Here is a 21,013-nt window from a genome sequence, read left to right as displayed (position 1 = left end):
GGAAGGAGCCACCGATGCCCAGCCATTTTCCGCCTGATCTCGGACGGATCGTCGACCGTGCTTTCGGTTTTCAGCCGCGCGACATCCGTCATGTGCTCGATCGCATTCACGCCCACGCGCTGGAGCCCCGCATGGCTCCGGCGGAACTCGAAGCGGCGGCGCTCGCGCTCGGCTACTCCTCGGTTTATGCCTTCGGCCACGCGGTGGGGCTGCCGATCCGCACCATCGATGCCTGGATGCGCCTCGGTGTCCCGCAGGAATCGGCCCAGCTCGTGCGGGCGCTCCTCGCGATGCAGGACCGCTTCACCAGGGCCGCTGAGGAACTCGACCAATACACACATGTCGGATTGGTCGATTACCTCCGGGACAAGCGCGTTTAGGACAGGTCGCTGAACCGGGTTTCTGTGGACGCTATGGTTTCGACCTCTCCCCTCAGGGGACGGATCGGCGTCAGCCGTCCACGCCTCGTGTCATCCCCGGCGTCGCGCAGCGACGGGAGGGAATCCACGAACACGCCGATGCCGGATAAGTACTGTCGTCGTCGTCCATGTATTCCGGGTTCACTGTCTCGCAGCGCCCCGAATGAACCGTACCGGTTGTGGTATATGCCCCCTACCGCCACAAGCCTGCTGCCGGAGTGGTGTCCTTGGCGACGATATGGGCAGCTGCCCGTATCAAAGCACCATCGGGATCGGGTTGACGGAGGTAGGTTTCGAGGTCGCGGGTCAGGCGCTCCACCACATGAGGCCGCATGAAGCCGGCAAGACCGACCGCGCGGTGGGCTCTTTCGATGACGTCGAGGCCGGCTCTTTCCACAGCGAGGCGGGCGAGCCGGACATAGGCGGCCTTCGTCTCGGCGTCTCCTTCGGGATTTTCGGCCGTCAGCGCGGCGCGCTGTACCCACAGGCGCGCGGTTTCCACCGCGATCGCGGTTTCGCCGATACGCGCCAGCTGGAGGGCGTCGTCAGTCCCCCTCGTGTTCAGGCGCATCGCGTCGAACAAGGCCTCGATTCCGCCGAGTTGCACGGCCGCGACGCGCCAGGAGGAGGTGGAGAACAGAGGCTCGCGGCCGAAGGCACCAGGCTCGCCGATGAGGGCCGTGCGGTCGATCTCGAAACCGGTGAAGTCGACCGTTCCGCTGGCAGAGGCCCGCATGCCGTGGGGGCGCCAGCTGGCAAGGCTGGCCCGGGCGCCGAGCGGCAGCCGGGCCAGAACGAGCTGCGTCCTGCCATCGCTGCGCAGGGCGGTAACGAGCGGCCGCGTGACATAGCCAGCCCCCGGTGCCTGGGTCTTGGAACCGGTCAGCTTGGCGCCAGTGAGCTTGCCGCCGGTCGCGGGATCGCCGAGACGCAAGGGCTCCCTGCCGTCTACCGTCCACAGGCTGAACAGATGGCCGGCATGCGCGTCCGCGGCGGCGGCCTCGCGCTGCGCCTTCGTGCCATAGGTGAGGGTGAGCTTCAGCGCGTGGACATGGCCCTCATAGAGACGGCCGACCGAAAGATTGCCCCGCCCGAGCACGCTGAGGACGGTGGCGAGTTGCTGCACGCCGGCGCGCCCGAAGCCGAGGTCGCGTCCGCCTAACGCCTCCGGCAGGGGCGCCGCGATCATCCCGCCGGCGACGAGGCCCGCGATGTCTTCGGCGGGAAAGGTCTCGTCGTCGTCGAGATCCTCGGCGCGGCGCGCGGCCTGCAGCGACAGCCTCTGCACGATTGTCTCGATGGAAGGCGGCGGCGAGGGTTGTTGGATCTTCGGCGAAACTGCGGTCATCGCTATGTCCTACTCAACAGATCGCGCTCCATCCGGTCCTTTCATCGGAGCCTGACCGGCGCGTGGCGATCATGGTCCAAACGGCACTGCGGTCTTTGCCGTCCCATGCAGCGCGTGCCGAACATTCTCAAGCTGTCGCGGCTGAGGGACGGCACACGCTGAGTCGTCTTCCGGCTGGATTATGCCCAGATTCGGGGGCTTGGTGCACGTCTTGCCAGAGCGGATATGCCAATCACGCTGATTGCCGTTGGCCAGCCTCATGGCTTGCGCTACGCCTGAGGCGGATTGGGGCGGCGCGGACGGTGCGTGATTCGCTCTCCACGGAGAACGGCCACGGCCAGAAGGCTACCCATCGGCTGGAGCGCGAATATGGATGGAACGGAGTTGGGCGGACCGGACGTGGTCACGGCAATCGGCGTCATCAGCGGCACCTCGATGGATGGCATCGACGTTGCCGTGGTTCGCACTGATGGCGATCTCAAGGTTGAGCCGGGCGCCGGGCTGACCGTCCCTTATCCCGATGACGTGCGCAGCGCCTTGATCGGTATCGTGGCAGAAGCCGAGCGCGCTTTGAAAGAGCCCCTCGACGACCTCGAACAGGCGGTGACGGACGCGCATATCGCGGCGATCGAGACGTTCATGGCCCATGCCGGCATCGATTGCCACACCGTGTCGCTGATCGGCCTCCACGGCCAGACCGTCTATCACCGACCGGACCTCAAGTTTACGCGCCAGCTCGGCTTCGGCGCCGAGGTGGCGCGCCGGCTCGGCATCGACACCGTCAATCGCTTTCGCCATGCGGATGTAGAGGCGGGCGGCGAGGGCGCACCTTTCGCGCCGCTCTACCACCGCGCTCTTGCGTCGGGGCTTGCGCAGCCGCTGATGGTGCTGAATCTGGGCGGTGTCGCCAATGTGACCTATCTCGATGGCGACACGGCGATCGCCTTCGACACCGGCCCGGCGAGCGCACTCCTCGATGATTTCGTGATGCGCCGGCGCGGCCTGAGTTATGATGCGGATGGCGCGCTTGCCGCTTCCGGCCGAGTCGACGAGGCCCTCCTCGCGGCCTTCATGGATAATCCTTTCTTCTCCCGCAGGCCGCCGAAATCCCTGGATCGGAACGACTTTCACCGTCGCGCGGCCGGAGTGGAGGCGCTGTCCGACGCCGATGGGGCGGCGACGCTCGCGGCGTTCACGGTGGAATCCGTGGTTGCGAGCCTCCGCCATGTTCCGACGCCGCCGGCGCGCTGGCTCGTCACCGGCGGCGGTCGCCATAACACGCATCTCATGCACCGGCTGCAACAGCGTCTCGGCGTCGCCGTCGAGCCGGTCGAAGCGGTCGGCTGGCATGGTGATTTTCTGGAGGCCGAGGCGTTCGCCTATCTCGCCGTGCGGGCGCGCCGCGGATTGCCGCTCAGCCTGCCCACCACGACCGGCGTGTCGCATCCCATGCCTGGCGGCGAGCTGCACCGCGCCGCGTGAGGCGATGTGAGCCTTGGCGCTATGAATGTAGAAGATTTATCAGTGTGTTAAAGTTGATGCGGGCTCATGGATCCCGGACAGCCGCTTTGCGGTTTCCGGGATGACGGCCGAGGCTCTGCTCCTCAACCGTTAGAGGCACCGCGCCTCATGCCACCAGACGTGCCTTGCCGGGCGGGACGGTCACTAGGACCCGGTCGCCGGCCTGATAGAGGCGGCCCGGCTCCGCCAGCGCCTTCAGGCTGAGGTCGCCGACCTTCAGGACGTAGCGTACACGGGCGCCAAGAAAGACGCGGGTCTCGACCGTTGCCGCGAAGGAGCGGCCCTCGGCGCGGGGGGCATCATCCGCAGCGAGCGTCAGGTCCTCCTGGCGTAGGGCTAGGTGGTTGGCGCCTTGAGGGGCAGGCGTCTCCACGGCAAGCCTGCTGCCGTCGGGCAGTCGCGCCGTCACCACGCCGCCTGCCGTCTCGACCTCGACCGGCACCACATTGGCCGAGCCGATGAAGCTCGCCGCGAAGCGCGAGCCAGCCGTCTCGTAGATGGCGAGTGGTGGCCCCTGTTCCTCGATGCGGCCGGCGTTCATCAGGACCACGTGGTCGGAGAGGCTGAGCGCCTCCTCCTGGTCGTGGGTGACGAAGATGGTGGTGAGGCCGAGCCGGCGGTGCAGCTCGATGAGTTCCACCTGCATGTCCTCGCGCAGGCGCGCGTCGAGATTGGACAGGGGCTCGTCGAGCAGGAGCACGGCGGGGTCGGAGACGATGGCGCGGGCGAGCGCCACGCGCTGCTGCTGGCCGCCGGAGAGCTGGCGGGGCATGCGGTCGGCGAGATGGCCGAGCTGCACGGTTTCCAGCGCCGCGGTGGCACGCGCCTCCTGTTCCTCGCGCGAGCCCCGACGGCGCATTCTGAGCGGGAAGCGCACGTTCTCGCGCACGTTCATATGCGGCATCAGCGCGTAGGACTGGAACATCATGGCGATGTCCCGGTCTTCCGGCGGCAGCCGGGTCACATCGCGGCCGGCGATGGTGACCTGTCCGACAGTCGCGCTTTCCAGGCCCGCGACGATGCGCAGGAGCGTGGTCTTGCCGCAGCCGGAGGGGCCGAGCAGGCTGAGGAACGTGCCCTTCGGGATATCGAGCGAGATGCCGTGCAGGATCTTGGTGCGGCCGAATGTCTTCTCGATGCCGGCAAGGCTTACCGCGGGGGAGGCTGTCGGGGTCATCTCAGGCGCCAGTAAAACGTTGAATGCCGAGCAGGCGGTCGATCACGACGATCAGCAGAATGGTCACGCCGATCATGAGGGTCGATACGGCCGCGACCGATGGATCGGGACTGAACTCGAGCTGGTTGTAGATCTGGATGGGGAGTGTCACGAGGTCAGGGGTGCGCAGGAAGAGCGCCACGACGGCCTCGTCGAAGGAGATGTTGAACGCGAAGAAGGCGCCGGCGGCGAGCCCCGGCAGGCACTGGGGCAGCACCACGAACACGAGTCGCTGCCAGCGCCGCGCGCCCATCGTCGCGGCCGCCTCCTCCAGAAAGGGGTCGGACTCGGCGAGCACGGCGAGCGTGGTCCGCACCACATAGGGCAAGGCGACCACCGTGTGGCCGATCCACAGCGCCGTGAACGACACCGGCCCGAAGGTCGCGCTCCAGAGCATCAAGAGGCCGATGGCAAAGATGATGGTCGGCAGGATGAGCGGCGACAGGAAAAGGCCGGCGAGCAAGGCCGCACCGGGCAGACGCCGGCGATGCAGCGTGATCGCGGCGCCCGCGCCGATGACGGTGGCGCAGATCGTCACGAGAACAGCAAGCTTCAGGCTGGTCCAGGCGGCGCCGAGATAGGCGCCCGAGGTCAGGATGGCGCTGTACCAGCGCAGGCTGAAGCCGGCTGGCGGAAAAGCGATGAACTGGCTCTCCGACACTGATACCCCGGCCACCACCACGAGCGGCGCAAGCACGAAGACGAGCGTCAGCACGACGAAGAGAAACGCCGTGATGCGCACGGTGGTCGGGACGGCTCTAACCATGCCGGCGTCCCGTCAGCTTGAGATAAGGCAGGAGCACGAGGAACACGCCAATGAGGAGGATGACCGACTGCGCGGCTGCGAAGTTCCATTCCAGCGTCTTCGTCGCGGCCTCGTAGATCGAGCCGGCTACAACCGGCAGGCGCACGCCGCCCAGCAGCGAGGGCGTGATGAAGGAACTGACCGACAGGGTGAAGACGAGCAGGGAGCCGGCGACAATGCCGGGCATCGCGAGAGGCAGAACCACCGTGCGCAGCGTCGCGAGGAAGCTCGCGCCCATGGTGCGCGCCGCTTCTTCCAGCCGCCGGTCGACCTTCATGACGACGCCGAGCACGGAGAGCGTCATGAAGGGCAGGAGGACCTGAACCATGCCGATGACGATTGCGCTCTCCGTCTGCATCAGGGTGAAATTGCGATTGACGAAGCCGAGCTTCCAGAGCGTGAAGGGGATGAGCCCACCGCGCCCGAGCAGCACCATCCAGCCGAAAGTGCGGACCACGACGCTGGTCATCAGCGGCAGGATGACGAGGATAATGAGCCACAGTCTCAGTCGCGGCCCGACATGCGCCATGACATAGGCGAGCGGAAAGCCGATGACGGCGGCAATGACGGTGATGAGAAGCGACAGGCGCAGGGTGCGCCAGACGATGCCGAGATAATAGCCATCGCCCAGGAAACGGGTGAAATGCTCCACCGTCAGGCCGCCGGTGGTATTCTCAAGGCTCAACAGCAGCATCTGCCCGATGGGCAGGATGAAGGCGAGGAGGATGAGGAAGACACCTGGCGCGGAGAGAGTAGCGTCCTCGGCGATACCGCCGAGGACGCGTGTCGACACGCCTTGAGGGGGGAGGGGCGGCGTGTCGACAACTCCGTTGTCTGTGGACGGACTCACGCGGCGGTCCACATTACTTCGCAATCAACTTCTTCCAGCGCTCGACCAAGGCCGCGCGGTTCGCATCCACCGCGACGGGATCGAAGCGGACGAGACCGGCGACCGCGTCCGGCCCATAGACCACTTCCTTAGACACTGTCTCGTCGAGCTTCGTGGCTTTATTGGTCGGTGAGTAGCGCAATTCCTGCGCCCAACCCGCCTGGACTTCCGCCGACAGGGAGAAATCAATAAATTTTTTCGCAAGGTCCTGGTTCGGGCGGTTGGCGACCAGATTGGCGGTGAGATAGACCGCCGGCGTTCCTTCCGCGCCTTGCACGAATTCGATCGGCAGGCCTGCCTTGCGGAGCGTATAGGCATAGTCCTGTGCGTAAGGCGCGATCCACGCGTCGTTCTGCGCGAAGTTCTGTTGCATCTCCGGCGAAGTCGCGACGACAACCGCGCTGTCGAGCAGCGTCTTCACGGCATCGAAGCCCGGGTCAACCTTGGTCAGGTCACCGCCTTTGACCTTGTTGATCATCAGGAAGCCAAGGAGGCCGTAGCTGTTCGACAGGTCCGTCAGGACGACGTGGTCCTTGTAATCCGCGTTCCAGAGGTCGGCCCATTTCTCCGGTTTCTTGGCCTTTTCCTTGTTGTAGAGAAGGCCGATGGCGGCCACCGCATGGACCGGGCCTTCGCCACGGGACAGCCCTTCGATGGCGAAGGGATAAAGGTCCTTGGCGTTCGTGAGTTCGTCCGGCTTGATCGGCGCGATCAGGCCTTCACGCGCCGCGACGACTTCCTGACCGCCGGAAAAATGGATGACATCGAACTGCGGCGCGGCCTTCTGGGCTCGCAACTGCGCCAAGGCGTCGGCCGAGTAGGCCGTGATGACCTGGACGTCGACGTCGTATTTCTTCGAGAACGGCTCGATCACGAGCTTGCGATGGATCTGCTCGTAGGCGCCCCCGTATGAGTTGATGACGAGTTTCTCGCGCGCCGCGGCCGGAGAAATCACACCGCTCACAGCCAATGCCATGGTGAGGCCCAGGCCCACATTCAGGACAACCCGTCTCGTCGCTACAATCTTTGACATCGATGAGATCCCCTCTCGTTTATCGTTCAGGCAAGATGTGCATGGCGTGGAGCCACCCCAACAGGAAAATCGCTCGGTGTTGGGATCGGAAGGTCTTCAGATGGCTCGGGAGCGAAATCTCGTCGCTCCCGGCTTCCAGATGCAGTTGTCAGCCTCAGCCTTCGAGACGGCCTATCTCGACGGTCTTGATGCCTTCCACACGGATCGAGCGGCAAGCCTCGGCAACTTCCTCGAGGCCCTCGGTCATGCGGCCGAAGATATTGCAGGGCGTCCAGCCGAGCGGTCCGAAAATGCGGCCCCCGTTGTCATAGAACATACCGATTTCCCAGAACTCGTCGGTCAGGCCCTTCATCAGGTTAGGCGCTTGATAGAACCACAAGCATTCGCCCGCGATAGGGAAGCAGGTCTGGTTCTCGGCGGGAACACCGCGCGGGTCGAAGTTCTGCGCTTCCTTCGGCAGGCCGGTCATGATCTCGGGACCAGCGAACATCGCATGGGAGGCAGGCACGCGGATGGGTTTGGCGAGCGCGTTCCAGATCGTCTCGCAGGTCACCGGCGCGTTGTCCCAATAGGGCTCGATGATGCCGCGGACATTCTTTTCGACAAAGGTCAGGTAGAAACGCTTCGATGCCATGAAAGGGCTCCCAGTGCCACGACCGTATCATCCGCGACGGCCGCAATCGTTAACTGGATACTAAAATTGCGCCGGGCCGAGCGGCCTGTCCAATCGTTGTTCTCTATTCCATCGATAAAATTTATTAATGAAAATTCCAGAAATTATGCCCAGGCTTTCGTTGGATCGATCGATGAGCAGAATTCTGAAACCGTTTCCTTCGCAAGGGAAACCACGCGCTCGATCAACACGCTGCCGGGGGCGGGATGATAGTTCGCGATAAACTGCATCGGTGGAAGGGGCTTGACGACATCCATGTCGACAAGCAGGCCGGCCTCGATGTCGCGGGCCACACAGAGCGTGGGAACGGCGGCGACTCCGAACCCATCGATCGCGAGCCGGATCATGGCCGGAAGCGAGTTCGAGAAGGACAATTGTGAGGCGAGCACGCTCTCGTCCTGAAAATAAGGGGCAATCGTCCGATAGGGCGGTGTGTGCCGCTGAAAGGTGATGAGCGGCATGGCGCCGAGCTCGGCCACCGAATAGACGCGGCCCGGCTGGGCGAGCTTCGGACTGGCAACCCAGGACATGGAATAGGTGCAAACGACAAAGCTGCGATAGCCCTCCTCCAGGACGGGATCGAGGCAGAAATTCAGGTCGATCTCGCCGTCGCGCATGCCAGAGAGCAGATTGGTCGTTGTATCGACGATGATGTCGATCTGGGCGCGGGGGAAGGCGTCACGCAGTTTTTGATAGAAGCTTGGCAGCCAGGTTTGCACGATCGCATCGATCGCGCCAATGCGCAGTGTCACAGCGAATTGATCGGGGTCGGCGAAGCCGGCTTTGAGACGCTCGTAGTCGGCGAGTAGCTTCTCAATGACCGGCAACGCCGCATGTCCGGCGGGCGTGAGATGGAACTTGCGTCCTTCCCGTTCGATGAGGCGGACGCCAAGCTCTTGCTCGAGCGCTGCAATGCGCGAGGAGATGGCAGGCTGGGTCGTGTGGAGCTGGTCGGCGGTACGGCCGAAGTGGCGTAGCCGCGAGAGGAGAACGAACGTCTCGAAGTTGGCCAGTTTCATGGCGGCGGATCACTCGTCCAGTGCGGATCGCGCAGCTTTGTCCCGATGGCGCTGGCATGGCGGAAGACGGCCTCGGCCATGCGCTGGCGAAGTGCTTCATCGGTCGCGGCTGATGGGTAGGATAGACAAAAGCCCATGATCTCCCCACGGCCGGGATCGGCGACAGCCGCCCCTACCGAGCCGATGCCGGGTGTCATGAGGCTCAGTGAATGCGATATGCGTGTGCGCCGGATCTCGCGCACTTCCGAGAGTATCTGGTGTCCGCTGAAGCCATGGCGCATTTCGTCAGGCGCTCGATACCGCAGTTGTGCCAGGATGCCGGCGTCGGGCGAGCGCGCCAGGATCGCACGGCCGATGATGGACTGGAAAGCTGGTCGACGCTCCGACACCGGCGCGATGTGTTGCAGCGGGAATGATCCCTGTCGCGCGACCAGCAGGACGCGCTCGTCGCCGACGACGATACCGGCGTGGCCGGTGAAGCCGAACTCCTCGACAAGCGCGATGACGGCCTCCTCGACAAGATCCATCAGGCCGTGCCGCGCCAGATACGCGCGTGCGAGATCGAGCGTCAGCCCACCGGCCACATAGCTGCTGTCGCGGTCATCACGCTCCAGCAGGTGAAAATCCGCCAGCGTGCGCAGGAGGCGGGATACCGATGCCTTCGGAATGTCGAGCTCGCGACAGACTTCGCTGACGCGCAGCACGGTGCGGTCCTCGGCGATCAGGGACAAGATTTTAAGACCGTTCTCGAGGGAGCTCATTGCGGATCGTTCCATTTGGACGAACGATGTTGACACATGTGACACATCGCGATTTGATAGATCGTCAATCGAGGAGAGTCGGCGGTTCCAGGGGGGATGCATATCCCAACAGCCTCGTGACCGTCTGCACTGATCCTCGTGAAATAACGGCATGATCAGGTGATTTCCTCTTTCCAGGTGAGCAGGTCAGCATGAGCACGGCGGTCGGTACAGCAATTGGTGAGCGTGGCAAGATCACGCGTGGGCACCTGGACCTTGGTGAGTATCCCGATGGCGCGATCCGTTCGCCTGTTGTCATCGCATCGGGCGCTGAACCGGGACCTGTCTTGTGGCTCCAGGCCTGCATCCACGGTCCGGAGGTTGTTGGTCCGCTCGCTATCCAGCGCTTTCTGAAAACTGTCGATCTCAACCAGCTCAAGGGCACGGTCGCATGCCTGATGCTGGCCAATCCGCTCGGCTTCCGCGGCTACAACCGCCTCACGCCCCAGGACGGTTATAACCTCAACCGCGTGTTCCCCGGCGATCCGGAGGGGCATTACAGCTACCAGCTCGCGCATAAGCTGCTCGAGGTTTCGCTCGCCACGGGCGACGCGATGCTTGATCTGCACTCCGGCGGCGATCTCACCATCACCTGCCATTACACGCTGTTCCACAATGACGGCTCTCCGCAGGGCGCCGCCTCAGAGCGCCTGGCCTATGCGACGGGTACCCCGAACGTCTGGAACTCGCTCGAGCCCTCGCTGGCCGGCGCGCATTTCGCGGCCTATACGAAGCGTGGCAAGCCGGCGCTCATCGTCGAGAGCGGTGGAGGCGCCCGCGTGACGGAGGAGGACATCGCTCGCCTGACCCAGGCGATCTTCGGTGTCCTCAAGGAAATGAAGATGCTTCCCGGACAGCCGCCGAAGCTCGATCGCTATCGTCTCGGCGCTGACGCCATCCACATGAAAGCAACCCGCGGCGGCCTGTTCCTGCCGTTCGTGGCCCCCGGTGACGATGTCGTGCGCGGCCAGCATATCGCCGATATCGTGGACCTTTATGGTGACGTGGTTCAGGCGGTGCATTGCCCGATCGAGCGTGCCTGGGTCGGCTCCATCCGCCGCCCTCACATGCCGATCTACAACGGTGACCAGGTCTTCGAGCTCGTCGGGACGCGGGAGGCCTGAGGCCTCGATATCATTTGAAATACTCAACATAGAAAAACACAGGGGTTTGCCATGAGTCTGGATCAATTGGACCGCCGCGCATTCATGGCGGCGCTTGCCGCCGTCGGCGCCGGCTCGCTGCTGCCGTCTTTTGCACAGGCGCAGGACGCCAGCTTCAAGGGACGCCAGCTCCTGTCGTCGGGCTTTGGCGGCTCGACGATGGACATCATCCAGAAGGCGGCGTTCGATCCCTTCGATGCCGCCACGGGCGCCAAGAGCACGCAGGTCCCGATGCAGTCCGCCGCGGCGCTGGCGCGCATGAAGGCGGAAGCCGGCAACCCGCAGATCGACATGTATCAGTTCTCGGGCGGGCAGGAGGCCCAGGCCAAGAGCGAGGGACTGACCGAGCCTCTGAAGTCGGTCCCGAACCTCGCCAATGTGCCGGATGGCCTCAAGGATCCCGATGGCCACTGGGTGACCTGGGCCGTGATCGCCGAGGGCATCGTCTATAACAAGGACAAGATCTCGACGCCGCCGACCAGCTACAAGGACTTCTTCAAGCCGGAGTACAAGGGGCACATCGCGTTTCCCGCCATTACCAATGGCTTCGGCATGGACTTTCTCGTGATGCTGGCGCGGACCTTCGGCGGTGGTGAGGACAATATCGATCCCGGCTTCGAGGCCATGGCGAAGCTGAAGAACGAGACGATCTTCAAGGCTGCATCCGATCTGCCGGGCCTCTTCGGCCAGGGCGATATCTGGATCATGCCCTATGACACCGGCAATGCCTTCAAGACGGCGCAGAGCGGTCTGCCAGTGGCCTTCGCAGCCCCGCAGGAGGGTAGCCCCGCCGTGCCGATCACGTCCTGCATCGCCAAAGGCGCCAAGAATGCCGACGTCGCCAACGGTGCCATCGACTATCTCCTGAAGCCGGAAGCGCAGATCGCGATTGCCGAGGGCATGCGCTGGACCGCGTCCAACGTGAACACGAAGCTGCCACCGGAGCTCGCGAAGGACGTTCCGGACGTCAAGCAACTCGCGCAGCTCGACCGCGCGAAGATCAACGCCAACCGCGCTGCCTGGACGGAGCGTTGGAACCGCGAGATCGCGCGGTGACCGCGGTCCGCCCGGTCCTCGACGCGCCGGGCACGCATGGCGCGGCGGCCTCGTCGCCGCGCCTCATTCCTTACGTGCCCGTTCTTCTATTCGCGCCGTGCTTCATCATTTACGCCATCCTGTTCATTTGGCCGCAGCTCTCGCTGCTGGCAACGAGCTTCGTCGATGGCAATCAATGGTCGATCGCGCATTATCAACGTTTTCTCGGTGACAGCTATTACTGGGAGTTGCTGGGGCGGACGCTGTTCCTTGGCGTGATAACGACTGTCATTACACTCGTTCTCGGGCTGCCGGTCGCTTATCTTCTGGCGCGGATGCAATCCCGCTGGGCGGGCTTTCTGCTGGTCATCACCACCTTTCCGCTGCTCGTCAGCGCTGTCGTGCGTTCCTTCGGCTGGATGGTGCTGTTCTTCAGGGATGGCCTCATCAGCAAGCTGGTCGTGGCGCTGGGGCTTGCCTCGCCGCCGTTCCAGCTCATGTACAGCATGAGCGGCGTGGTCATCGCGCTGGCGCAGGTTCTTCTGCCGCTGATGGTGCTGACGCTCTACGGCGTGTTCCGCTCCATTGATCGCGACCTCGAACTCGCGGCCATGAGTCTCGGCGCCAAGCCCTCGCTAGCACTTTGGCTTGTGACACTCCGCCTTGCGCGAGGCGGCATTCTGGCGGGATCTCTTCTCGTCTTCTCGCTGGCCATCAGCACTTTCGCCACGCCGAGCCTGGTCGGCGGCGCGCGGGCGCATGTGATGTCGACGGCGATCTATGAGCAGACCATCGAGCTTTTGAACTGGCCCTTCGCCGCGGCGCTGTCGTCCATCCTGCTCGTTTTCGTGCTGGTCCTGGCGCTCGTCTACGGCCGGGTCCTGGAAGGGCGCGGACAGACGGAGGCGCGCTCATGACCGTCGATCTGGTGCTGGCGCGTGTCTACGCCCAGGTTCTGGAAGGACATGAGCAGATGGAGGCGCGATCATGACCATCGACCTGAAATCGCCCTTCGGGGCGCTTCTCCTGGCGCTGACGATCATCGCATTTTGTTATCTCCTGCTGCCGATCCTCGTCATCGTCGTCGCGCCGCTCGGCAACACCGGCTATCTCTCATTCCCGCCGCAGGGATTAACGCTCAAGTGGTACCAGGCGGCTGTCGGCGACATGCGTTATGTCGGCAGCTTCCTCACCAGCCTCAAAGTCGCGACGATCACGGCCATCGTCTCGACGGTCATCGGGATTCTCGCGGCGCATGGTCTTACGCGCTACGACTTTCGCGGGCGCAAGTTCATCGAGGCCCTTTTCCTGTCGCCGCTGATCCTGCCCACCCTGGTGCTGGCGGTGGGATTGTCGATCTTCTTTTCCCGAACGGGGTTGCTGACCGGCACGGCGCGGCTTGCCGCCTCCCATGTCATCGTCTGCACGCCCTATGTCATCCGCGTCAGCCTGCCGGTCTTCCAGCGGTTCGACCGGACATTGGAGGAGGCGGCCCAGAACCTGGGTGCAACACCTCTGCAGAGCTTCCTGATGGTGCTCCTGCCGGTCGTGCGTCCGGCTATCATCGCCGGCGCCGTCATGGCCTTCATCACATCTTTCGATGAAGTCGTGCTAGCGCTGTTCCTGGCCGAGCCATCCGCGCCGACATTGCCGGTCACGATCTATTCGGCCGTGCAGCTTGGCTTCGACCCGTCGGTGGCGGCGGTGTCGGGACTGCTTGTTCTGCTGACCATGGCGCTGATGGTCATCTATCACATCTTCGGCGCCGTGAGGGATTGATCATGGAAATCGTTATCGAGAACCTCGCCAAGGTCTACGGCAATTCCCATGCGGTGCGCGACTTCAGCGTCACGATAGACAAGGGCGAGATGGTTGCGCTTCTCGGGCCTTCCGGCTGCGGCAAGACGACGACATTGCGGATGGTCGCAGGTTTCATCAAGCCGTCGGCCGGGCGCATAGTCGTGCGCGGCCGGGACCTCACGGGCCTGCCGCCTCACAAGCGCGACACGGGTCTCGTCTTCCAGAACTATGCCCTCTTTCCGCATCTCTCGGTTGCGGAAAACATCGCCTTCGGCCTGCGCCGGCGCGGCGTGCCGGCAGCCGAACGTGAGAAGCGTGTGGCTCAGATGATCGCGACAATGCAGCTCACCGGGCTTGCCGACCGCCTGCCGCGCCAGCTCTCCGGCGGACAACAGCAGCGCGTGGCGGTGGCCAGGGCGCTGGTCATCAACCCGTCGATCCTGCTGCTTGACGAGCCGTTTTCGAATTTGGACGCCAAGCTGCGTGAATCGACGGGATTGGAACTGCGCCGCATCCAGCGCGAGCTCGGGCTGACCTCGATCTTCGTGACTCACGACCAGAACGAGGCGATGGCCATCGCGGATCGCATTGCCGTCATGAACGGCGGCGCGGTGGAGCAGATCGGCGCGGCGGTCGACATCTATGAGCGGCCGAAGACGCGTTTCGTTGCCGACTTCATCGGCAGCGCCAATTTCCTGCCCGCGACCGTCGAAGCGCGCGACGGTAGTGTCGTCACGCTCCGCCATGGGCTCGGCGTCACGGTGCTGCCCGCTGAAGGACAGGGCTTTGATAAGGGCAAGCCTGTGACCCTGATGGTACGCCCGGAATGCGTTGCCATCCATCCCGCTGCCGCGGAAGCGGGCCTCGGGACGATCGAGACGATATCCTATCAGGGATCTTCCGCGCATATCTTCGTGAAGCTGCGCGACGGGGACCGCACCATGCTCGTCGAGCGCCATGGGCGAGAGCTGGCCGGCCTCGAAGTCGGGAAGTCCGTTGACCTCAACGTCAAGGCTCAGGATCTGACGCTGTTCGCAGCGTGAGCACCTGCCGTCCCGGAAAATGGAGTTATGCGTTCTTCCGGGACGACCGCGTCGCAGCCGTATCTTGATTATTCGAGCCATGCGCTGATGGAACTTCTCTGAGTTACACTCAACATAAAACTGGCTTATCGTGCACCCCCGTGACGAAAGAGGGGGTGAGACCATGCGGACCTTTTTTATCGCCGTATTGTCCATGGCGATCTCTTCCGCGGCGCTAGCGGCGGATACCTTGGAGAGAGCACGCGAGACTGGCGCGCTGCGGCTGGGTTTCCGCGTGGACGCGCCGCCCTATTCCTATCGTGCTGCGAACGGAGATCCCTCAGGTTATATCGTTGATCTCTGCCGCGAAGTCGCGAGCGGGGTAAAGAATGCGCAAAATATCCCGTCCCTCAAGATCGACTACGTCGAGGTGACATCCAAGACGCGTTTCGAGGCGCTTCGCGACGGCAAGATCGATATTCTCTGCGATCCCACATCGATGACCATGTCGCGCCGAGCTCTCGTTGATTTCTCGCTGCCAACCTTCATCGATGGTGCCGGGGTTCTCCACCGGGTCAATGACGTGCATCGCCTGGAGGATCTGCGGGGTAAGAAGATCGGCGCGCTGCAGGGCACGACGACCGAGGAAACCTTGCGCGCGACGCTGGCGCAGCTCGGAATCGAGGCCGAGATCGTCCCGATGCCGGATCATCCCACCGGCGTTCGTCAGCTGACGGATGGCAAGATCGACGCCTATTTCGCCGACCGAGGCATCCTCAACTATCACCTGCTGAATAGCAGAAACCCTGCCGGGCTGAAGCTTTCCGACCAGTATTTCACCTTTGAAACCTACGCTCTTGCCCTCCCGCGCGGGGATGACAAGTTGCGGTTGCTTGCCGATGCTACCCTGGCTGAGCTCTACCGTACCGACCGCGTCAAGAAAATCTACGCGCGGAGCTTCGGTAGCTTTCCACCGGACCAGTTCATCAAGGCATTGTTCGTCATCAACGGTGTGCCTAAGTAGCTTTGCAATCATGGCGAAGGTCGAAGGAGCGCCGCCGATCGGCGATGGATAGCCGTCCCGTGCAGGCGCGCTCTGCGGAGAGGAACGCTACGGAACGCTCGACGCGCCTACCTCTCCCCGACGAGGAGAGGTCGCGCCAAAGGCGCAGGTGAGGGGACGCTTGCAGGGGATTGTTTCTCCCTCACCCCGGCCTCTCCATTGGGAGAGGTAGCATCGTGGCGGTTCCCGTCATACCCTGTGTGCTGACAAGGAGCCTAGGGAAGTCGGTCTGTCCTTGCCTGTGGGACGGAGGCTCTGCCCGTTTCAGGCAAGCTGAGAGCCTCACGCCTCCATCTGGTCCTCGAAGGCTTCAATAATGTCGTCATCCATGGCGGAGAAGGGTTGTTTCGGGTCGAGCCTGGCACCTGCCGCGACGAGCAGGCGTACCGTCTCGGCATAGTCCCCGCGTGGTCGCTGGGGGCAGTTCTTGGCGCCATGCAGCGTCGTGTCCAGAGCCGTGCCACCGTGAGCATTGCGATGCGTGAGATCGTGCGGTCGTTCGAGATAAAAGGCGACATAGTCGCTGAAGCCGTACCAGGCGGCGGATTGCAGCGGTGTGAGGCCTTCCCGGTCCACAGCTTGCGGATCGAAGCCGACGTCGTCCATCAGGCGGAGCACATCGAGACGGCCCCGCTGCCGCGCCAGCTCGACATGCATGCATTGTTCGGACCGAGATAGACGTGACACGATATCCGGCGCTTCCGCCCAACGCGCGAGCGCTTCCCGACGATCGCCCGACAGGACAGCGAGAAGAAAGCGCTCCGCCATGTTCAGGTCGCCAGCGAGCCCGCGGGCGGCAAGCCCCTCCATCATGGAGCGGTTGCCATGGACCGCCGCCAGCGCGTAGGCTGAACGGCCGTTGACGCGGGCCGTCGCGTCAACGCCGTGGCGTAGCAGCAGGTCGAGAAAGCGCGCGTCCCGTCCTCGCCGGATGGCATGGTGGAGAGCATTGCCGAATTGCGGCATGCCCTCATTGGGATCGCCGCCGTGGGCGAGGATGAGTCCGGCGCCTTCCAGATTATCGAAATCGAGCATGCGGAAGAGCGCGTTGGTGCCGGGAAAGCGCACGCCATAACGGATCAGCAGCCTGAGTCCGTCCAGCGTTTCCATCTCGCACGCGTGATAGGCGGATTCATTGTCGTTCGGGTCCGCGCCCGCCTCCAGCAGAGTTTCGGCGACGGCGAGATTGCCGGCGATACGCATCGCGCCATAGAGCAACGGCAGCGGCGTGTTCTCATCGGGCTCGTGGTAGCGTGCGTTGGGGTCAGCGCCGAGTGCGATGAAGCGCTTCACGAGCCGAATCTGCGCGTAGAGCAGATCCGGGCGCAGGCGGAAATACTGGGAGGTCACGAGGCGGGGCAGGCAGTCGAACACCGGATCGCCGCCGCGTATCTCCTTCTGGGGAGCCAGCAGCGCCGCAGGATCTGCGTCGAGGCGCGCACTGATGCGCGGCTCGTCATAGAGCGCAAGCTGCAGGGCGAGCGATGTCTCGGCGAGGCCGGGTGCCTCCTCAAGGATGCGCGCGGCCTGCCGTAGCCGGCCGTGATAAAGCGCGGATCCAAGCGTGCTCCGCAACTGCTGGAGGCTTGCCTGCCGTATCTCCACCTCCTGAAGCAGCCGCGGCCAGCTCGCAAAACCGGCCTCAACAGCTATGACATGGAGGCAATTGGACAATTTGGGCTCGGCGCCCTCTCCACAAACAGTGGCTAGCCGTGCCGTGGCTACGGCATCGCCCCCGCGCGCCGCGCGTTTCAGGTCTTTTGCCGTCTTCTTGAGATAATCGATATTGAAACGGTCGCCGGTCGGCCGGCTGCGGCGGGCCGTATCGCCTTCTCCGGGCGCTTCGATGGGTGAGGGAGAGCGGTCAGTCGACATCATGCTTTCTCCGTGACAACCCCATGGTCCACTGTGAGGGTTCGGAAAAAGCCGGATGGCATCGTTGCGACGGGGTGAGTTCAACTCTGTCCGTGGACCGGGATGCGCCCCCGAAGACGCAAGCCCTTCATAGCACGGCGCCACCGTATGCCGTCAAGGCATGCGCTGCCCGATCATCACCCGTCATTCTCGGCGGATAATTCGTCGGGTCGGAGCCAGCCCGCCGGCTGCGGCCTGAGCCGTACCCCCGGACCACCGCTTGGGCTCGACGCGTTCTCATCCATGAACACGACGCCCCCCTGTTCCAGCGGCCGAATAAGGGCGGCCAAGGTCGATGCGTTCGGAAAGGTCTTTTCGCTTTCGAAGGCGGAGATCGTATTGCGGTGGACATGCGAGCGGTCGGCGAGATCACGAACAGTCCAGTTCAGCAACGCACGCGCGGCCCGAAGCTGCGGGCCTGTAATAAAAGATGCAGGCAAGATATGCTCCTGTCACTATATAATGACAATTGCACATAACGCTGTCAGGGGCAAGTTTTGGCCGTCATGCTGGTCCCCGTGGGCACCGCGCCGCTCCCTCCCCTGAAGGGGAAGGGATCGGCGGCGGTTCTCCCGCTGCATTCCCGGCGGCGCACCTGGTGGGTCACATCCTCAAAAGGTCGGTGTCGTGTAGAGCACCCTGCCGTTCACTTTGATCTCGACATCTTGGAGATAGGGCCGCGCGCCCTCGGGCGAGATATCGATGCCGAGGCCAGGGGCATCCGGCGCGCGGATTTCACCGTTGGCATCGCGCTCGATATGGTTGGCCGTAAAAGCGAGCGCTAGCGGCTTCGGCATGGCCGGATATTCCGCGATCACGTGGTCTTTCAGCCCGGCGTAGGCCTGGATCGAGGCTGACAAGGCGAGATGTGACGTAAAGGTGTGGTTGACGAAGGTCACGCCCTTGGCGACTGCGTGGTCGGCGATCTCCTTCGACGGACCGATGCCGCCGATGCGTCCGCAATCGATCTGCACATAGCCGACACCGCCATGGTCGATCAGCTGCTTGGCCATATGCACGTTGTGAGCGCCTTCGCCGCCGGCGAGACGAACCTTGGAGCCTTTTCGCGCCAGCGCAGCATAGGCGTCAATGGCGCTCGCCTGGAACGGCTCCTCGAACCATAGCACACCAGCCTTTTCCATCGCGGGAAGGCGGGCGGCCGCTCTCTCAACGTCCTCGAGAAAGATCTGGCCGGTGTCGACGAGGAGGAGGCCATCCGCTCCAAGGCCTTCGCGCGCCGCGACGAAATGCTCCGCGTCCACCGCGACGCTGCCGCGGCCGATCGGCCCCCAGCCGAACTTGGCCGCACGGAAGTTGCGCGCCCGGGCGTCTCGCGCGCGCTCCAGCGTCTCCTGCGGGGTGTCGCCGAAGAGCACGGACGCGTAGGGCGTCTTGGCGTAGCCGGCGTCGTAGCCAAGCATCCGCCAGACCGGCTGGCCGCGCATCTTGCCAAGCGCGTCCCACAAGGCCATCTCGACGCCCGACAGCGTATGGGGAGCCTGCAGCAGGTCCATCGAGTTGTAGGCGACATCGGCGGAGATGCGCGCGATGTCAGCAGGATCCTCGAGCCGCTTGCCCAGGACAGAGTCGGCCACAGGCCGGCAAACGCCGTGGGACATCGGGCAGATGAAGGCGGCGATGGAGGGCAGGGGAGCCGCCTCGCATTCCCCCCAGCCAATATGGCCACCCGCGACGACTCGGACGATGAGCGCGTCCTGGCTGCCGTCCGCCTCGTCGGTGACCTCGGGCATGGAAAGATAGAAGAAGTCGACGGCGTCGATCGTCGTCACGTGTTTTGTCCTTTGAGATTATAGATGACAGGGTGGGGGGAAAACGTCACATCCGGCTCCATCGGGTACATCGGCCGAGCACAGATAGTATGCCCAAGACTCTTGAGGTTCGCTGAGGTTGCGCCAGGCGCATCGATGTTGAAGTTGTGCTCGCACCATTCCTCGAACATGTGATATTCGGTGTGAGGTGACTTCACGACGATCAGGTCGAAGTCAAGCGGGTCGAGGCCGTTGGCGTAGTACATCGCCCTGTCGAACAGGCTGACCGAGCGGCTCATGACCACCACCGTGAAATTATCGAAGGTGAGTACCGCCGTCGGGCCGGCCGAGAGCGGCGCCTTCATGGTCTCGAGCTGTGCCTCGCCATCGGACAGCAGCTTCACTCGGGCCTTCACCGGCATGGGCGTGAAGCGCTTGGGATCGACGGTGCCGCCGAGCGTGACCTCGATCGTCGCACCAACGCCGGCGGCATGGGCGGCGGCTGCCGCTTTCTCATCAACAATCGGCGCCAGCACCTTCTTGTCATAGCCGGCTGCGCTCAGCGCCGCGATGATGGCGTTGCTGTCTCCCGATGCGCCCGAGGACGTCGCGTCGGCAGCGTCCGTGAATATGAGCGGCCCCGGCATCGCCTTGGCTTGGGCGATCGCCCGCTCGAGACTGATGAGCTTGCCTTGCATGCGGAAGCGCTGCGGCCAGAATTCTTCCGAGAGGCGCACGGCCTCGCGCTCGGCGGTAGCGGCATCCCCGTCGGTCAGGACCAGCACCTGCGAGCAGAGTTCCGGCACGTCGGTGAATGGATTGCCGATCATGATGCCGGCGGCAAGCGCCTTGCCCTCCTCTTCCAGCCGGCGACAGTCGCGCAGGAGGTCTCCGTAGCAGCCGGTCTTGGTGATCAGCTCGTCGCCTCGCACGAGCGCGGGCATGACGACTCGCGCTGCCACAGGTTTGAGGTCATTGTCCATGATCTTCAGAAGAAGTTCCGCAGCGCGCCGGCCCGTATCGGCGAAGTCGACATGCGGGTAGGTCCAGTAGATCGTGAAACCGTTGACCTGGCGCAACATGCGGTCGGTGAGGATGCCATGCAGGTCTAGCGAGATGACGATGGGCATGTCGGGGCCGACACGCTCGCGGAGCTTCTTCAGGAGATAGCCTTCGGGGTCAAGCTCTCCTTCAGCCGCCATGGCGCCGTGCAGCGAAAAATAGATCCCGTCTATCCCGTCGAGTTTGGCGAAGATCGCGTCCAGAATCTCATCCGACAGGCGCTTCCAGCCTGCGGCCGAGAGGATGCCGGCGCTCCCGGAGCGTGCGCCGATGGAGGGCACGACCTCGATATCTGCACGTCGCTCGAAGACCGCGAAGGCCCCTCCAAGCTCCTGGTTGGTCCCGCGCTGTTCGTAGAGTGCGTCACCCCGCCGGATATGGAAGTTTTCATAGCCCGACGGCAGGGGATTGAAGGAGGAGATCTCCTGTTTGCAATCAGCCACAAGAATGCGTTTCATGACC

Annotated in this window: 20 protein-coding genes; 8 read left to right on the top strand and 12 right to left on the bottom strand. The window is 63.7% G+C overall.

The window, feature by feature from the left end; all coding sequences use genetic code 11:
- Positions 1-14: 14 nt before the first annotated feature.
- The gene (locus tag KIO76_RS01295; RefSeq protein ID WP_213321114.1) at positions 15-380 is read left to right on the top strand and encodes a hypothetical protein; all 366 of its coding nucleotides are present in this window, start codon (positions 15-17) and stop codon (positions 378-380) included.
- 232 nt (positions 381-612) lie between these two features.
- On the opposite strand, the gene KIO76_RS01290 is transcribed toward KIO76_RS01295, so the two are convergent.
- Positions 613-1,767 (bottom strand): acyl-CoA dehydrogenase family protein, encoded by a 1,155-nt coding sequence (locus KIO76_RS01290; protein ID WP_213321113.1) that lies wholly within the window; start codon positions 1,765-1,767, stop codon positions 613-615.
- Positions 1,768-2,136: 369 nt separating this feature from the next.
- On the opposite strand from KIO76_RS01290, the gene KIO76_RS01285 reads away from it, so the two are divergent.
- On the top strand, positions 2,137-3,249 hold the full coding sequence (locus tag KIO76_RS01285) for an anhydro-N-acetylmuramic acid kinase (RefSeq protein ID WP_213321112.1): 1,113 nt from the start codon (positions 2,137-2,139) through the stop codon (positions 3,247-3,249).
- 145 nt (positions 3,250-3,394) lie between these two features.
- Here the strand turns inward: KIO76_RS01285 and KIO76_RS01280 are convergent, their stop codons facing one another.
- The 7 genes from KIO76_RS01280 to KIO76_RS01250 form a co-directional block, all read right to left on the bottom strand.
- Positions 3,395-4,465, bottom strand: a complete 1,071-nt coding sequence (locus KIO76_RS01280; RefSeq protein WP_213321111.1) for an ABC transporter ATP-binding protein — start codon at positions 4,463-4,465, stop codon at positions 3,395-3,397.
- A 1-nt stretch (position 4,466) separates the two neighbouring features.
- Positions 4,467-5,270, bottom strand: a complete 804-nt coding sequence (locus KIO76_RS01275; protein WP_213321110.1) for an ABC transporter permease — start codon at positions 5,268-5,270, stop codon at positions 4,467-4,469.
- Positions 5,263-6,159, bottom strand: coding sequence for an ABC transporter permease (locus KIO76_RS01270; protein ID WP_291976078.1), 897 nt, complete (start codon positions 6,157-6,159; stop codon positions 5,263-5,265). The genes KIO76_RS01275 and KIO76_RS01270 overlap by 8 nt, the downstream gene beginning before the upstream one ends.
- 13 nt (positions 6,160-6,172) lie before the next feature.
- Positions 6,173-7,231, bottom strand: coding sequence for an ABC transporter substrate-binding protein (locus KIO76_RS01265; RefSeq protein ID WP_249729432.1), 1,059 nt, complete (start codon positions 7,229-7,231; stop codon positions 6,173-6,175).
- A gap of 154 nt (positions 7,232-7,385) precedes the next feature.
- Positions 7,386-7,865 (bottom strand): DUF3830 family protein, encoded by a 480-nt coding sequence (locus KIO76_RS01260; RefSeq protein ID WP_213321109.1) that lies wholly within the window; start codon positions 7,863-7,865, stop codon positions 7,386-7,388.
- A gap of 143 nt (positions 7,866-8,008) precedes the next feature.
- On the bottom strand, positions 8,009-8,923 hold the full coding sequence (locus KIO76_RS01255; RefSeq protein WP_213321108.1) for a LysR family transcriptional regulator: 915 nt from the start codon (positions 8,921-8,923) through the stop codon (positions 8,009-8,011).
- Positions 8,920-9,684: an IclR family transcriptional regulator gene (locus KIO76_RS01250; RefSeq protein WP_213321107.1), complete on the bottom strand. Its 765-nt coding sequence runs from the start codon at positions 9,682-9,684 to the stop codon at positions 8,920-8,922. The genes KIO76_RS01255 and KIO76_RS01250 overlap by 4 nt, the downstream gene beginning before the upstream one ends.
- 191 nt (positions 9,685-9,875) lie before the next feature.
- On the opposite strand from KIO76_RS01250, the gene KIO76_RS01245 reads away from it, so the two are divergent.
- The 6 genes from KIO76_RS01245 to KIO76_RS01220 all read left to right on the top strand — a co-directional run bounded on the left by KIO76_RS01245 (position 9,876) and on the right by KIO76_RS01220 (position 15,767).
- Positions 9,876-10,847 (top strand): succinylglutamate desuccinylase/aspartoacylase family protein, encoded by a 972-nt coding sequence (locus KIO76_RS01245; protein WP_213321106.1) that lies wholly within the window; start codon positions 9,876-9,878, stop codon positions 10,845-10,847.
- A gap of 51 nt (positions 10,848-10,898) precedes the next feature.
- On the top strand, positions 10,899-11,942 hold the full coding sequence (locus KIO76_RS01240; RefSeq protein ID WP_213321105.1) for an extracellular solute-binding protein: 1,044 nt from the start codon (positions 10,899-10,901) through the stop codon (positions 11,940-11,942).
- Positions 11,939-12,838, top strand: a complete 900-nt coding sequence (locus tag KIO76_RS30830; RefSeq protein WP_213321104.1) for an ABC transporter permease — start codon at positions 11,939-11,941, stop codon at positions 12,836-12,838. Before KIO76_RS01240 ends, KIO76_RS30830 begins: the two co-directional genes overlap by 4 nt.
- Before the next feature lie 70 nt (positions 12,839-12,908).
- Complete coding sequence (locus KIO76_RS01230) at positions 12,909-13,700, top strand: ABC transporter permease (RefSeq protein WP_213321103.1); 792 nt, start codon at positions 12,909-12,911, stop codon at positions 13,698-13,700.
- A 2-nt stretch (positions 13,701-13,702) separates the two neighbouring features.
- On the top strand, positions 13,703-14,764 hold the full coding sequence (locus KIO76_RS01225) for an ABC transporter ATP-binding protein (RefSeq protein ID WP_213321102.1): 1,062 nt from the start codon (positions 13,703-13,705) through the stop codon (positions 14,762-14,764).
- A 163-nt stretch (positions 14,765-14,927) separates the two neighbouring features.
- Positions 14,928-15,767 (top strand): amino acid ABC transporter substrate-binding protein, encoded by an 840-nt coding sequence (locus KIO76_RS01220; protein ID WP_213321101.1) that lies wholly within the window; start codon positions 14,928-14,930, stop codon positions 15,765-15,767.
- 321 nt (positions 15,768-16,088) lie between these two features.
- Here KIO76_RS01220 and KIO76_RS01215 read toward each other — a convergent pair whose 3' ends face one another.
- The 4 genes from KIO76_RS01215 to KIO76_RS01200 form a co-directional block, all read right to left on the bottom strand.
- On the bottom strand, positions 16,089-17,684 hold the full coding sequence (locus KIO76_RS01215) for an ankyrin repeat domain-containing protein (RefSeq protein WP_213321100.1): 1,596 nt from the start codon (positions 17,682-17,684) through the stop codon (positions 16,089-16,091).
- A gap of 173 nt (positions 17,685-17,857) precedes the next feature.
- A complete protein-coding gene (locus KIO76_RS01210; RefSeq protein ID WP_249729431.1) occupies positions 17,858-18,160 on the bottom strand; it encodes a helix-turn-helix domain-containing protein in 303 nt (100 codons plus the stop codon).
- A gap of 171 nt (positions 18,161-18,331) precedes the next feature.
- Positions 18,332-19,510 (bottom strand): mandelate racemase/muconate lactonizing enzyme family protein, encoded by a 1,179-nt coding sequence (locus KIO76_RS01205; protein ID WP_291976079.1) that lies wholly within the window; start codon positions 19,508-19,510, stop codon positions 18,332-18,334.
- Positions 19,507-21,009 carry a M81 family metallopeptidase gene (locus KIO76_RS01200; RefSeq protein ID WP_213321099.1) on the bottom strand — a complete coding sequence of 501 codons (1,503 nt, stop codon included), beginning with the start codon at positions 21,007-21,009 and terminating at the stop codon, positions 19,507-19,509. The genes KIO76_RS01205 and KIO76_RS01200 overlap by 4 nt, the downstream gene beginning before the upstream one ends.
- Between the last annotated feature and the right edge of the window lie 4 nt (positions 21,010-21,013).

This window comes from Chelatococcus sp. YT9 (genome assembly GCF_018398315.1).
In the GTDB taxonomy this organism is placed as follows: Bacteria; Pseudomonadota; Alphaproteobacteria; order Rhizobiales; family Beijerinckiaceae; genus Chelatococcus.
Note: the sequence above shows the minus strand (reverse complement) of the source record. Positions and strands in the feature narration are given on the sequence as shown.

Coding starts and splice junctions, on each gene's coding strand:
- KIO76_RS01225 (WP_213321102.1), top strand. CDS start 13,703: ATGGAAATCGTTATCGAGAACCTCGCCAAGGTCTACGGCAATTCCCAT.
- KIO76_RS01295 (WP_213321114.1), top strand. CDS start 15: ATGCCCAGCCATTTTCCGCCTGATCTCGGACGGATCGTCGACCGTGCT.
- KIO76_RS01200 (WP_213321099.1), bottom strand. CDS start 21,009: ATGAAACGCATTCTTGTGGCTGATTGCAAACAGGAGATCTCCTCCTTC.
- KIO76_RS01240 (WP_213321105.1), top strand. CDS start 10,899: ATGAGTCTGGATCAATTGGACCGCCGCGCATTCATGGCGGCGCTTGCC.
- KIO76_RS01215 (WP_213321100.1), bottom strand. CDS start 17,684: ATGATGTCGACTGACCGCTCTCCCTCACCCATCGAAGCGCCCGGAGAA.
- KIO76_RS01275 (WP_213321110.1), bottom strand. CDS start 5,270: ATGGTTAGAGCCGTCCCGACCACCGTGCGCATCACGGCGTTTCTCTTC.
- KIO76_RS01260 (WP_213321109.1), bottom strand. CDS start 7,865: ATGGCATCGAAGCGTTTCTACCTGACCTTTGTCGAAAAGAATGTCCGC.
- KIO76_RS01255 (WP_213321108.1), bottom strand. CDS start 8,923: ATGAAACTGGCCAACTTCGAGACGTTCGTTCTCCTCTCGCGGCTACGC.
- KIO76_RS01245 (WP_213321106.1), top strand. CDS start 9,876: ATGAGCACGGCGGTCGGTACAGCAATTGGTGAGCGTGGCAAGATCACG.
- KIO76_RS01290 (WP_213321113.1), bottom strand. CDS start 1,767: ATGACCGCAGTTTCGCCGAAGATCCAACAACCCTCGCCGCCGCCTTCC.
- KIO76_RS01280 (WP_213321111.1), bottom strand. CDS start 4,465: ATGACCCCGACAGCCTCCCCCGCGGTAAGCCTTGCCGGCATCGAGAAG.
- KIO76_RS01265 (WP_249729432.1), bottom strand. CDS start 7,231: ATGTCAAAGATTGTAGCGACGAGACGGGTTGTCCTGAATGTGGGCCTG.
- KIO76_RS01285 (WP_213321112.1), top strand. CDS start 2,137: ATGGATGGAACGGAGTTGGGCGGACCGGACGTGGTCACGGCAATCGGC.
- KIO76_RS01250 (WP_213321107.1), bottom strand. CDS start 9,684: ATGAGCTCCCTCGAGAACGGTCTTAAAATCTTGTCCCTGATCGCCGAG.
- KIO76_RS01220 (WP_213321101.1), top strand. CDS start 14,928: ATGCGGACCTTTTTTATCGCCGTATTGTCCATGGCGATCTCTTCCGCG.
- KIO76_RS01230 (WP_213321103.1), top strand. CDS start 12,909: ATGACCATCGACCTGAAATCGCCCTTCGGGGCGCTTCTCCTGGCGCTG.